This is a genomic window from Actinomadura luteofluorescens, from assembly GCF_013409365.1.
Lineage (GTDB): Bacteria > Actinomycetota > Actinomycetes > Streptosporangiales > Streptosporangiaceae > Spirillospora > Spirillospora luteofluorescens.
Window position 1 is genome coordinate 3891731 of the sequence record NZ_JACCBA010000001.1, and the last position, 13116, is coordinate 3904846.

At 62.8% G+C, this 13116-nt stretch carries 11 protein-coding genes; 6 read left to right on the forward strand and 5 right to left on the reverse strand.

What is annotated here, in order from left to right; genetic code table 11:
* Positions 1-7: 7 nt before the first annotated feature.
* The 3 genes from BJY14_RS17870 to BJY14_RS17875 are packed head-to-tail and all read right to left on the reverse strand — an operon-like array spanning position 8 to position 2909.
* A complete protein-coding gene (locus BJY14_RS17870; RefSeq protein WP_179844652.1) occupies positions 8-1756 on the reverse strand; it encodes an ABC-three component system protein in 1749 nt (582 codons plus the stop codon).
* Complete coding sequence (locus tag BJY14_RS47715) at positions 1753-2115, reverse strand: ABC-three component system middle component 6 (RefSeq protein ID WP_376770007.1); 363 nt, start codon at positions 2113-2115, stop codon at positions 1753-1755. The genes BJY14_RS17870 and BJY14_RS47715 overlap by 4 nt, the downstream gene beginning before the upstream one ends.
* Complete coding sequence (locus BJY14_RS17875; protein WP_179844653.1) at positions 2001-2909, reverse strand: ABC-three component system protein; 909 nt, start codon at positions 2907-2909, stop codon at positions 2001-2003. The genes BJY14_RS47715 and BJY14_RS17875 overlap by 115 nt, the downstream gene beginning before the upstream one ends.
* Before the next feature lie 724 nt (positions 2910-3633).
* Here BJY14_RS17875 and BJY14_RS17880 point away from each other — a divergent pair.
* Positions 3634-4809, forward strand: a complete 1176-nt coding sequence (locus tag BJY14_RS17880) for a NaeI family type II restriction endonuclease (RefSeq protein WP_218905462.1) — start codon at positions 3634-3636, stop codon at positions 4807-4809.
* Positions 4810-5094: 285 nt separating this feature from the next.
* Here the strand turns inward: BJY14_RS17880 and BJY14_RS17885 are convergent, their stop codons facing one another.
* Complete coding sequence (locus BJY14_RS17885) at positions 5095-5865, reverse strand: transposase family protein (RefSeq protein ID WP_179842248.1); 771 nt, start codon at positions 5863-5865, stop codon at positions 5095-5097.
* 659 nt (positions 5866-6524) lie between these two features.
* On the opposite strand from BJY14_RS17885, the gene BJY14_RS17890 reads away from it, so the two are divergent.
* The 5 genes from BJY14_RS17890 to BJY14_RS17910 all read left to right on the forward strand — a co-directional run bounded on the left by BJY14_RS17890 (position 6525) and on the right by BJY14_RS17910 (position 12475).
* Positions 6525-8477 (forward strand): hypothetical protein, encoded by a 1953-nt coding sequence (locus BJY14_RS17890; protein ID WP_179844654.1) that lies wholly within the window; start codon positions 6525-6527, stop codon positions 8475-8477.
* The gene (locus tag BJY14_RS17895) at positions 8477-8842 is read left to right on the forward strand and encodes a hypothetical protein (protein ID WP_179844655.1); all 366 of its coding nucleotides are present in this window, start codon (positions 8477-8479) and stop codon (positions 8840-8842) included. Before BJY14_RS17890 ends, BJY14_RS17895 begins: the two co-directional genes overlap by 1 nt.
* Before the next feature lie 613 nt (positions 8843-9455).
* Positions 9456-9704: a hypothetical protein gene (locus tag BJY14_RS17900; RefSeq protein ID WP_179844656.1), complete on the forward strand. Its 249-nt coding sequence runs from the start codon at positions 9456-9458 to the stop codon at positions 9702-9704.
* A gap of 991 nt (positions 9705-10695) precedes the next feature.
* A complete protein-coding gene (locus BJY14_RS17905; RefSeq protein ID WP_246396829.1) occupies positions 10696-11724 on the forward strand; it encodes a TIGR03118 family protein in 1029 nt (342 codons plus the stop codon).
* 502 nt (positions 11725-12226) lie between these two features.
* Positions 12227-12475 (forward strand): hypothetical protein, encoded by a 249-nt coding sequence (locus tag BJY14_RS17910; RefSeq protein ID WP_179844658.1) that lies wholly within the window; start codon positions 12227-12229, stop codon positions 12473-12475.
* Positions 12476-12566: 91 nt separating this feature from the next.
* On the opposite strand, the gene BJY14_RS17915 is transcribed toward BJY14_RS17910, so the two are convergent.
* On the reverse strand, positions 12567-12980 hold the full coding sequence (locus BJY14_RS17915; protein ID WP_179844659.1) for a hypothetical protein: 414 nt from the start codon (positions 12978-12980) through the stop codon (positions 12567-12569).
* Positions 12981-13116 lie beyond the last annotated feature (136 nt).

The following is a 13116-nucleotide window of genomic DNA, read 5'->3' on the forward strand; positions in this document are numbered from 1 at the left end:
GGCAATCTCACTGAAACCTGAGGCCGAAGAGGCCGCCGCTTTCGTACTGATCCGTCAGGCGTACCGGGAGCACGATTGAATCTAGCGGGAGGTCCAGGTTATCTGGCAGATTGTCGCTGTTAAGCGTCACAAGGTGCTGATAACCGACATCACGTGCCTCCGCGTAACCAGTGCGCAATGCGGCACCGATCTGCCTGCTATCGACTCCATCGAAGATATGACTATCGTGTGCCACGAACGGGGGACAACGGTACTCTGGCACAGCGATTTTCATCAAAGTAAGGTCGAAGCAGTAGGTGAGCATATTCGTGATTCCCTTGCTGCGCTCACCATCAATGGTTACGCCTATTTGCGGGCCGTTCTCGGTCCCCGAGATGACAAGTAGTCCGCCTCGATCGCCGTAGATAGAATTGGACATCTCCTGAAAGATCACGGTTGCCCGGCTGAGGCCATTCGACCGTTCACGAAAATCTCGCTGAAGACGCTCTTGTAGCTTCTGACGCTCAAGCCCCAGAGTGACTTGCTGGGATTCAAGCGCTTCAGCGGTGGCATACCGTTGACTCAAACGTTCGACTTCACCCTCGCGGCGCGCCAATTCCTTCTGCAACTCGGAAAAAGTTTCGAGTGCTCCGCCGGCCTGCAGCAAGATCATTATCTCTGATCGGCGAGAGTCGAGTTCCTTGAGCTCTCGCTCGCGTCTAGAGATCCTAGCCTCCGTGGCCGCTACCTCTTCCTGAAGATAAGCACGTCTGTTAGAAACTACTGATTCGTGGAAAGCGCGAACGTCCTCGTAAGACTTCAGCGCTACTCCTGGAAGTTCGACGCCAGCAAGCTCGTAGAGTAGCCGCAGCCGTTCGGGATCCGGAGCGGGTTCCGTCCGGGCGTCATCGCTGAGTTTATCCAGATATCTCTTATCTAGAACATTCTCGTCATTGAGATCCGAGATACTCCTACTGAGCTTTGTTGCCTGTCCCTGCAACTCTGCATACTCATCGACTACACGAAAACTGCTGATCTGCTCAGTGAGCCGTGAGACCCCAGCTTGGGCAACGGCCAAAGCCGCCCGCAACTCCGCTGTCTTGCCAATCGATTCACCGAGCGCCCCGTCGCGGGCGGCCTTCCTCAACTCTCTAAGGGATTTCTCCCGTTGTCTTACAGCATCCCATCCTTGTGAAATGGTCCAATCAAGTCCGAGTAGGTAGGCAAGATTGACCTGCTGATCTGCTGTTGACTGTTGAGAGGTGTGTTTAGTCGTCTCTTGGAATCCGCCACTCCGCTCACGGCGGACAAGGTAAGAGAAGATCGAACGGGCTGAGGGCCCGCCGGCGGGCTGTTCTGGGAGACCGAAGAAATGCCTCGCTAGCAGGGTCTTCCAGACAGTGTTCGGGATTATGGCGCTCGGAGAGCCGACAACGGATTCCCAGCCGTCGACAGTTACCTTAGCTGGGTTAGATCCTGAGCGACGAACGCGAATAGTAGGCTGGTCAGTATCATTATCGGTGTTCGGTGGTACTGGAACTTGTAGCTCAATACCGAACTCATACGGAGCCAGCGCCTCGTTGCGGAACAGGCTGGATGGGTCCGCATTGCCCCCTAGAAGGAAATGCAGCAATTCTATGAGACTGCTTTTGCCTACGCCATTGCGAGTGTCTACCTCCTTGGATTGAGGGGTTACGTCGGCAAGGAGAATGTTGAGACCCGGGTGGAGTTCGAGTTCTTTAAATGAGGGCAGAGAGCTGAAAACTCTAGTGATCATCGGGCTCGCCTAAGCGTGTTGGCTGGACCATGCTGAATAGCGCCCGTCGCGTATAGGAGATCCAATGCGAGGACGAACCAGTCGAAGGTAAGAGGGGGAGCGTCTCTGTCTTCGCTTTTGCCGTGCCGTACGAGATACCAAATACCGCTGACCGTTGCCGCCTCATCAAGTTCCTCAATGATCCGGGCACCGATAGTGAGAAGGGCACGATCAGCGCCGATACCTTTAGTCGGTAGGATCACCTCTAGCCCTCCTCTGGTGGTCTGAGAAATATGTCGCATTCCTGGAAGAAGTAAGCCAGAACACCGTACACGGCCACATGGCGCGTGGGCGTCGCAATATCCGACCCGATCACCCATCTCCGGAGATCCTCATATATCGCATCCGGATCTAGGCCAGATCTGCGCAGTTCTTGGTACTTGTCCGCAAACGCGCGTGCCGTCTGATCCTTAAGAAGTTCGTCACTCACGCGCTGATAATAAGCGCGAACGGTCCGGGCGGGCGTAGAACCAAGCCTTATCAATTGCCCTACCGCGTCGGACAATTGGTTATATTCAAGCTTATCTTCAGGAACCGGACGCAGATCGCCGCCACTCGGAACGCGCGCTCGCTCCAGGTGATCTAAAACTGGCTGGATTTCCTCCATGCCAACATCAACGAAGTCAGCGATTGTCGGAACCGTTGGGAAGAGAGTTCGGAGATCCCTATGACTTAGCCCCCTGACTCGCTCAGCCAGAGCTTCCCTGCCCCAGGGGAACGCTACTTCGTTTTGCTGCTCCTTATTGAGATCGAGGATCGTCTTGAGGACCGTCGGCCCCACGCCCTCTCGATCATTGTGTACAAAGATCCAGCGGTCAATATAATTCTTCCAATGTGGAAGGCAGCCCTTGAAGTCGCTTTCTATCTTCTTCTTGGCACCCGCTGCCGTAGGTTTGCGCGGGGCATACACGGCGAACACAGTTCGCAAGGAGATTATGTATCCATCATTTTTCTCGTCACCCTGTCGACCCCAAGGCCTGACGCGAACGAAGTCGCCATCCGGGTGTGCTCGTTCCATAATCTCCGAAAAGAATTCCTGGAACTCATCTTCGAAGCACTCCTGATAGCGGTCGCGAAAGGCCATCTCATACAGAGCCATGACCTTATCGTTCACTCAACCCCTCCCATGTTTAACATTTAATTATTGCATAACTTGCTATCTTTTTCAAATCTCTATTGGGTTAAGCTTGCACGACTCCATTCTTGGCGCCTTGATTGCCGGTGAACACTCCGAGCCTAGGAACAAGATCCCGGCTCCGTCGAGGTCATGGCCAGCCCTGGTCTGCTCATCCGGGTCAGCTGGACCAGGTCGCGCTGATTTTCCCTCCCAGACGGAACAACCGCCACTCAGGACGAATCAGAGCAGGCTGGACGTGCCAGAAGCGGGGGTCTCGCGACCCCCAGCCCCCCGCGGGCCGGAGGGCACGCCCGCGCGAATCCGTCTGTCACACCGTCTCGCCGTTCGCGCGGGCGCACCCTCCGGGACGGGTGTACGTGCTAACGGCCGTGCTAACAACGGGGCCGGATGACCTTGGACGGGTATGGACATGCGGGAGGGTGTGGCCCTGGTCAGAGCATGTGTGGGGACGGTTCTGGACGTCGCTGACCTTGCTACGGATCAGAAGGCTCTACTGTCGAATGCATCCGTATAGTCGGGACGCATATCTCATGCATGTCCTACTGGTGGTCAGCATAGACATGCAGCCGCGTGAGGGCACCCCTATCGACGAGGGCGAAGCGTCGGCGGAGCAGCTTCGTGAGCTTCGGACATCCGGATCAAGGTTGGCCGGGACCCTCTGACGGTCGGGCTGTCGGTGCCTGCTGCCAGACTGCTGTGCGTGACGATTCAAGCAACCCTGCCGTTCCCGCAGGATGCCACTCAGGACTCGCGAGCGTTGGCGGCGATGCACTCGCGCCGCAACATGTTCCGCACCTGGGATCTCCCACGCGAGGCTATGAGCAAGATTCCGCGTGAGTGGCGGATTCAGTCCGGTCTTACACAGCAGGTTGCTGATGGCCTCGCCCCGTTCGTGGAGTGGTTCGACAACCAGCCTGGGGCGCGAGAGCGCTTTCGGTGGGCGCTGCGTGACTCCCTTGATGAGTTGCTCGATGGCCAGCGGACGGGGCGCTGGGCGTACCAGCACCTGACGAAGACCGAGAAGACGTATCTCGGCACGGCTGTTGAGGTGAACCTCACCAAGGAGTTCGAGATCGCGAACGGCAGGGACCTCGACTGGTCCATCGCTGGCCTCGACGTCGACTGCAAGTTCTCCAAGGATCTCGGTGGCTGGGAGATCCCGATGGAGATGTATCTGTGTCCTGACCACGGCGAACGGAGTGGTCGTGCCGACCATGCGGCGGTCGTGACCTGGATGAATGACGACACGAGCCAGTGGGCCGCGGGCATCGTGCGGATCACCGATGAGCGCCTGCGCTGGAAGAAGAAGCCGGATGCGAACGGCGACCGCGTGCGTGCATACAACCGAGACAACAAGCGCAAGCTCTCGGACAGCGCCAAGTCTGAGGTGTACTGGCTCTGGGGCGGCCTTCAGACAGATTTGCCGACAAACCTGCTGCGCCACCTGGATGCCGAAGTGCGCGAGCGGATTCTCACTGCCTCGCTGCCACACCGACGCTCGTCGGGCCAGCAGCGTCTGAATCAGTTGTTCCGCGAGGTGCACGGACGGATCGTCGGCCGGCAGACAGTGTTGACCGTTGGCCAGCAGGACGACTCACCGAAGCGAGCCCGCGACGCACGGATACATCTGCGCCCGGAGGGCATCATCGTGTTGGGTCACCAAGGGTCACATCCGCACGCCGCCCGCGCGCTCGGACTACCGGTACCGATCAAGGGTGAATGGATCTCCACCCGCCTCGTTACTGTTTCACCCGACGATGCTCGCCCGAAGTTCTCCCTGGACGGCCACTTCTGGTCGTGTGCTCGTGAGAACGACCCGGTGACTCCCGCACCCGACCTTCCTGATACCCGGAAGATCGATGGGCCAAAAAAATAGATCATCATATACTGCATGTCCGCGCAGGTGAAACGGTCCCTCGAAGGGAGATGCGCCTATCTTGATCTCCGGGACCTCGCGGCGATGGCCGCTCGGAGGGCGCCGGGTTCCTGTAGGGGCCAGGTGCAGGCCGTCGCTGCAGCAGTAAGGACGACGGCTCGAAGCCGAAGGCAGAGCCGACGAAGCTGGCGCCAGCCCTGACGACAACAGTCCCACACGGGTCACCACCGACAGCCGCTGGACACCGTCTACCTCGGCACGTCGCACGTGATCACGGAGCCTTTTTCAGCGTGCTGCGGTCTCGCGGAGTTGCAGGGTGTGGATGGCCTTGGCGAGGCGTCCGGCGCGGTGGGGGCAGCAGCGCAGCTTCCGCAGGATTCGCCATGACTTGAGCTGGGCATTCGCGCGTTCGCCGGGGCCGCGGAGCTTGGCGTGTGCACGGTTGGCGTCCTTTTGCGGTTCGGGCTTGTCGCGTCCCTTGTAGGGCGTGAGGATGTGCGCGCCGGCGCCCTGGTAGGCCTTGTCGGCCAGCACCAGCAGCCCGGTGGCCGCCAGTGCCCGGACGACGCCCCAGATCCGGGCCGCGGTCAGGTCGTGGACCGAGCCGCGCAGCGGTCCCGACACCCACAGCAAGGTCCCGTCCGGTGCGGCGATGACCTGGAGGTTCATGCCGTGGCGGCGGTGTTTTCCCGAGTAGTAGGGCCGGTCGGCGGCGACCCTGTCGATCGAGACCAACGTGCCGTCCAGCACCAGGTAAGGCAGCCCGGCTTTGACCGCTCTGGCCAGCGCCGCACCGAGTTTGGGCGCTCGGGCGGCGAGAAGGTCGACGGTCTCGTTGACGTAGCGCCACGCGGTGGCGGTGGAGACGCCGAATCCGGCGCCCAGCTCGGCGTAGGTCTCGCCCTTGCGCAGGTAGACCAAGGTCATCAGAGCCTGCATGCCCGGGGGCAGGCACCGGCCCCTGCTGCCGAGGGCCTGGCGGTGGCGGCGGACGACACCGGTGGCGTAGGCCAGGGTCCGGCGCGACAACGGCAGCGAAGCACGGTACAAAAGCATGTGAGGCCTCTGGTGGGGACGGGACGTTGTGAGAGACCAACCGTCCTACCAGGGGTTTCTTGACGTCCGGCACCGCCCACACCGTCCGCGATCATGCTGTGATCAGCGCACATCGAACTGCCGCTGAAAAAGGCTCACGGTGGTTACTACTTTCGAAGAGCGGATGGTCGGCGCTTCGACCCCGCCCCTACCCACCTCCATATGCTGCAGGAAACAGCGTCCGACCTGCGACAACACGGACGGGCGCCTTCTTGTTTCTCCGATGCGCCATGGCGAGGGGTGGCAACCAACGGTCGTCCGCGCCCATTAGGCGCCCAAGTTGCCTGCCTAGTCCATGTGCGCGCCACAACAGATACAGAATCCAAGCCGCAAGGGCGCGGTGCCCGATGTACGATCCCCCAGTGACGTTGAAGCAGACGTTGCACCCGTGTCTTCTTCGGAGCGCCGACTCTAGAAGCAGGACGGTAAGACCCGCCACAGGCGCCGATGAGCGCCGGAGGTCGAACCAGCGGGTGTAGATCTTGCTTCTCTGCCGCTCTCTGCTCACGGGCCCTGATCCGTGGTGTGGAGAAGCGAGAGCCGGTTCGGCGTCTCCGGTTCCCGCCGTTCAACCTTGCGGGAACGGTTCCCGAAAGGAATGGGAGCCTGCGGAGGCCACCATGACCAGCACTGCGCCCGAACCGCACGATCTTGCGCGTCTTACGCGCCCCCTTCGGCGCCTGCCGGAGCTCGCCAGCCCTGCGGCCTATCGGCAACTGCGTGCGGCGTTCAAGAAGCACGAAATGAGCGACGCTGCTGCTAGTGCGCTGTCGACCATCTGGGTCGATCCTGAGGCTGTGGTGCCGCAGGTCGCCCATCCTCAGCGGCGCCGCGTCCCCGGCGGTTATCTGCTGGTCATTACGGGCCGTGTCTGGTCAGGTCGGATTACCCCAGACACAGAGAACCCCCGAAACGCCGATCACGTCCAGTTCGCGATCGCCGAGACCCTCGGAATCTCGCCAGTCGGACTGCCATCTGCGCGGGTCCACGGGGTCGGCGAGATGGCTATCCGCGCCAAGAGCCGGACGGCGTTGGGTGAGCAGCTTGAGTGGACGGTCGAGACGACCCGATCCCGCAACGAGCCACACCCGAGCATCGCCGAGCAGGGCATCATGGACCCGCCCATCGGGGTGGCAACGACCGTAATCTATGAGGACCCGGACGAAGCTCCGACCACCCACGTCTTCGTCCGCGAGGGATCGTCTCGGGTAAGCCATGCGCATTACCACCTCGGCCTGACGGCGGAGGACGCCCTCTTTGGCCTGCCTCGAAACGCCGCGGCGATGCAGCAGCACGTTGACGAGATCAACGGCTTTGCCGGCAAGGACGCCGCCGAGATCGAGGAATCGGAGAAGGCAGCCATCCGGTGTGCGATCACAGAGTTCGAGCTGGTCATCGGGGTCGAGGAGGACGCACCTGACAGTACCGATCTCGCTGAGGCGATCAAGGCTCGGGTAGCGCAGGATCACCTCAACCCGAAGAAGAAGTGGACGGAGTCGTCGCGCCTCACCTCCCTCGCCGAAGAATGTCTGGGTGCGTTGCGGAAGGCAGGCGCCATCCGGTCCGATGCTGAGGCCGATTGGCTCGGCGGCCGGCTCACTCGTGCCGAGGCGATAGCCCACAAGATCCCCGCTCACGGGGACCACAGAGCCGCCCGTCTCGTCCACCTCTTCACGACGAATGACCCTCAGGCGCATAACGCCATCCGCAACCCGATTGCCCTTGTCCTACTGGACGAAGCCGACGGCAGTGCCAAGCGAAACCGGCAAGTCCGTGGGAACACCAAGCTTCCTCTGGGTGTCGAACTCGTGGTTCGTGAGCTGCTCGGCGTTGCACCAGACAGGGCAGTAGCTGGGTTCCGGAAGACTTTCATCGATGCTCTGCCGACGAACCTCAGCACGCGCACTTGGAAGCCGTCGCGCAGATCTCCCGAAGCTCTTTATGCCGCCGCGGCCCAGGAACTGGCGGAAGACCAGGTCGGCGGGTCGGCAGGAACTGAACTGTGGGTGCGCGCCGCCTACGTGCTGGCAAAGCACAACAAGATTGGCGGGGGTCGCCACGACATGGGAGACGGCGGCGATCGCCGTACCTCACGCGAGTTGATGGAGGACCTCCTGGGGTTGGACCTTGGCCTCCGTCAGCTTCGCCAGGCCGTGGAAGACGACCGCGATGGTCGTGCGCCTCGCTTGATCGACGCTCAGGGCCTACCACGCCAAGACGCCACGGGCGAGGAAATCCCGATCACTAACGAACGCCTCCGCGTCAAGATCGCCCCGAAGGATACCTCGAACACGGGCCCTTCCAACGGCGATGCCCAGACTCGCTTCAGGCACAAGGTCAAGGTCATGCGGGACAGTCTGCGTAACATGGAGAGCAGCATGCGTGACGTGGAGGGAATCGTTGACTCGGGCGGTGACCGACTCATCGAGACGACAGGCCGAGAAGCCGCTCTGCTGATGAGCAAGCAGTTGTACAAGCTCTTCGAACGGGCCAACGCCTGGTACGGGGCGGCCTTCGATGGGCAAACAAATCCCTTCGCGGACGACGAGCCAGAGAATCAGGACCCAGCCTGATGGACAACGAGACCTACCTCGCGCTGTCCAGGATCTGTGGACATCACCTTCTCAGACCCTGCCCTGGACCCTATGAGATCGACCCCGAAGAGATGCCCACGGCGTCTGCCGCGGTCTACATAGCCGCGGATGAACGTAACCAGGTCTGCTACGTCGGCTCGGTTTGCCGCCCCAAGGACCCCGAGGGTTTGGCATCACACGTTCGCGAGTACCTCAAAGCGGTTCAGAAGACCGCCCGGTGGCGCTACCTCTATGTGCTCCCGCTTCGGTCCAACACTGCCGAAGCTGAAGTACGGGGAATCGCAGGTGAGGTCTCCGGATGGCTCCTCCCGTACGACAGGGAGCGTTGGTCAGACTCTGACTAGTCGGCGGTAACCGTCCTGGCTACGTGACGCCAGGACGGTTACCGACCGCGATCTGCTCCGCAGCAGGGCCAAGGTTACTCAGGAGAATGGGCACGAGGGGGAGCGCGAATCATGCGGTCCGGGGACGTGAGTGTGCTAACGGGGCGCTATAACGACCTTGGACGATCACGGACAAGTGTGGGACGAGAAATAGCCGACCGACAGCTGAGGGGACGGATCTGAACAAGAGTGGACGCCGCTGATCTTGCTATGGATCAGAAGGGCTGCATGGCGAGAAGAGGCGAGGTCAAGCACAGTGAGAGTGACGACAGCGCTGACGACAACAGCCACGTACACGGGGCACCAGAGTCAGCCGCGAGACACCGTCCAATCTCGGTAGACATCACGGCGACAGGGTAAGTGCTACTTCTGAAAAGCAGACGGTCAGCTGAGTCAGCGCGGCGGATCGTGTCGGTAGCTGTACAGCAGCGGAGTACCGCAACAGAGGCTCACAGATTCTTACGCGGGCATACGTCGGCGCACGGTGTAGCTGGGGTGGGCGGTAGTGAGGTGGGGGGGTGCCGGTGGTTCGCATCCAGGTGGTCACGGCGAAACGAGGAGTTATCGTCGGAGCATGGACGAGGCCGAGGCGAGCGAGCTTGTTTGGCGGGAACAGGTGCGCCGACGAGTCACTGCCGAGCAGGATCGAGACACCTTGGCTCGTCTCATCGAGTACGACGCCGACCCGTTCGAGGTCGAATTGTACGAGCTGGCGGCCGACCCGCGGACGCGGCTCATCGACCGCGCCCAGCGGCGCCGCGTCGGGCAGCACGAGCGGCACGTCCGACGGTTGAAAGCGCGAGGTCGAAGGGCCGGACAGTGACGGCAACGTTGACGGCAACGACGGCCACCAAGCGGCACCATGGGCGCACGTCGGGCACCGTCTGACCTTGGTCGGCGGGGTGGTCACAGGGTGGTTGCTACTTCTGAAAAGCGGAAGGTCGGCGGTTCGACCCCGCCCCTGCCCACCACCAAGACCAGCGACAACGCCCCGGAGCCACACGGCCCGGGGCATCTCTTTTTGGCAGCGACCGGCGCAGGCAAGAGGTCTGGCGGTCCCCCGCCAACAGGCGCGAGCTACGAGCGGCAGCACCGCGACGACCACACTCGTCCTGGTCGGCGGCGCCGGACCGGGCGAGGCCGGGTTCGCGCGCCTTCTCGGCGACATTTCGGGCTGACCTTTCTGGCCAAGGACACCCTGACGCCACACTGAGCGGGGCCAGACCCCTTGAATACATGATGTTGATCTAGCCCGCAGAATTTCTCTCGCGAGATTTATAGCGGAGCAGATCGCGATGTCCAGTGGCCGACCAATCCAGTAAGAGTGATTACTGCAAAGGTGTGGGCATCTGACGCCGCCACCGAGGCTCGGTGAGAGCGCACCAATCTCCTGGCTCGCGCGCCGATCCCATGGCTGAGGTCCTAGACGATCACCGTGCGTGGTTGGGCGCACCCAAGCGGGGCGATCGCTGCCGCGGGGCTTCTGGTGCTCTGACCGTGGACGGCCCTCTGCCCTGCCTTTCTGAAGCTTAGCCCGCGAGTGGGGTGTCCGGGCGGGCCGAGTTGGTTGTTCCGGCTCATGAGGTTGGTTCCTCGGGCTCGGTTTTACTGGGGCGGTGCACTGATCGCCCCAGAACGTAAAGCGGCCGTCGTCGTTGGTCAGGATTCCGTCGAGTGGTGCGGCGGCCGGATTCGCCGAACCTGCCCGGGGTAATTATCGCCGCGGTCCGACCGGACCCGCTGATCGATTCAGGGAGATCTGAATGCGAAGACCTCTAGGTATGCTCATGGCTGCCCTAGCCCTGCTGGCAGGAATGGCCCCGACCCGTCCCGCGTCCGCCGAAACCCCGAACCGCGCCGACGGATTGGGGTGGCACACCCGGTTCACCGAGACCGACCTGATCTCCGACATCCCGGGCCGGGCGCCTCTTCAGGACCCCAAGCTCGTCAACCCATGGGGCTTGGCGCTTAGCCCGACCGGGCCGCTGTGGGCCGCCAACAACGGCACCGGCGTCGCCACCGTGTACGCGGGCGGCGCGAAAGGCGTGACGAAGCAGCGACTGGAAGTCACCGTCGAGGGCGGCGCGCCCACCGGAGAGGTGTTCAACAACACCGCCGACTTCGCGGTGAAGGGTGCGCCGGCCACCTTCATCTTCAGCAGCGAGAGCGGCGCGATCACCGCATGGAACCGCAACACAGGGACCACCGCGGTCCGCGTGGCGGGCGCGCGAGGCGCTATCTACAAGGGACTGGCGCTGCTGCACACCCGCCATGGGGCGTTCCTGTTGGCGACTGACTTCCACAACGGACGCATCGACGTCTTCGACGGTAGGTTCCGGCGGCTCAGGCTGCCCGGCGGGCGCTTCAATGACCCGTCGATCCCACGAGGCTTCGCGCCGTTCAACGTCGCCGTCCTCGGCCGCTCCGTGTTCGTCACCTACGCCAAGCAGGATGCGGACGCCGAGGACGACGTCCCCGGCCCCGGGCTCGGCTTCGTCGTGGAGTACCGGCGGTTCGGTCGATCCCATCACCGCTTCGCCTCCCGTGGTCCGCTGAACGCGCCGTGGGGGCTGGTGATCGCGCCCCGATCATTCGGCGACTTCGCCGGAGACGTCCTCGTCGGCAACTTCGGCGACGGCCGGATCAACGCCTTCACCCGGCATGGCCGTTGGCGGGGCGCGTTGCGCCGGCCAGACGGCCGCCCGATCGAGATCGACGGCCTGTGGTCGCTCCTGCGCGGGACGCCGACGACCGGAGGCACCGACGCCGTCTGGTTCTCGTCCGGCCCGAACGACGAGACGCACGGCCTCGTCGGCCTGCTGCGCAAGGCCCGCCTGCACTGAACACGAGCGTGACCAGCGGCCGGGCCGGCCGCTGGTCCGTCTCCGATTTCGGGTGCCAACCGACGCCCCGCCTGCGCGCCTTGGACTCCTGGAGCTGTCGCCGGCAGGAGTCCCGGTCGCTCGACCAGGTAACGGGTGGAGGGGCCCGCCCCTTCCAGGCGCCGGTGGCGATGACCGGACGAGCGGCGGTGCCGCCCTGTTCGGGGTCGAGGTGTGCGAGCCGACGATGGCGGTCACCCCTCGGACTCGCTCATCGACCTGGTGCGCCGGCTGGCCTCTCAAGGGCACGAGCCGCAAGCCACGTGGGTCCGCGAGGGTCTGCTGGAAGAACTCGACCGCCGACTCGTCTGGAGCGATTCGAACCGTCATCTGTTCGAATGACGGCCCCATTCCGTCCGCCCTGGCCGTCGGGGTGAGGGAGATGAGGCCGGTCGCGGCAGGGGCTGTGTGCCGGTGGCTGTATCCGGCTGTTCGTGGCGCGGGAAGCAGTTATCGTCGGGGCATGGACGAGGCCGAGGCGAGCGAGCACCTCTGGCGGGAACATGTGCGCCGGCGAATCACCGCCGAGCAAGATCGAGACACTTTGGCTCGTCTCATCGAGTACGACGCAGACCCGTTCGAAGTCGAGCTGTACGAGTTGGCGGCCGACCCGCGAACGTTGCTCATCGACCGCGCCCAGCGGCGCCGGGCCGGGCAGCACGAGCGGCACGTTCGGCGGTTGAAAGAACGACGTTCGCGGAGCGATCGGTGACGGAGACCTTGACGGCACTGACCGCATCCGACCGGCGCCACGGGCGTACGTCAGACACCGTCTGACCTCGGTGGGCACCACCGCGGGCCTCTTATGAGGGCTGCCACGGGCCGAGCGGACGGCCTCTTGCGACGTAGTCCCTGTACTCGTAGCCCAGCATCCCGAGGTTGACCCACCAGCGCGGATCAGCGTTCAGTTCTCGCTCTGCCAGCTCAATGGCCGCCTCCGGTGTTGAGGCGGTGCCCACTGTGCGGGCACCCTCACTGTCCGCGTCCCCTGGATAGAACGCGTTTTCGCTCGGATAGAGCAGGCCTCCGTGCCTGTCTAGCTCCATCGTGTCCTCGACCGTCGTACACGAGATGTAGCAAACGCCGGCGGGAATCGGGGTGATCACGACGAATCTCACTCCTCGGCGTCCGGCTTCCGCGAAACCACCGAGGAGTTGCTCTATCGGGCGTCCGCGACGCAAAGCCCCCAGCGCCAAAGACATCGGCAGGTAGCGCATCAGCCAACGGTAGAGCGCTCCCTGTACGCCCCTCAAATGCATAAACGAGCCCCGGACTCAGGTCTGGGACCGTCATGGTCGCCTCAATGTCGCTGTGCTCGATTATCTATCCGCCGACGTGCGCTGTCCGCCAAGG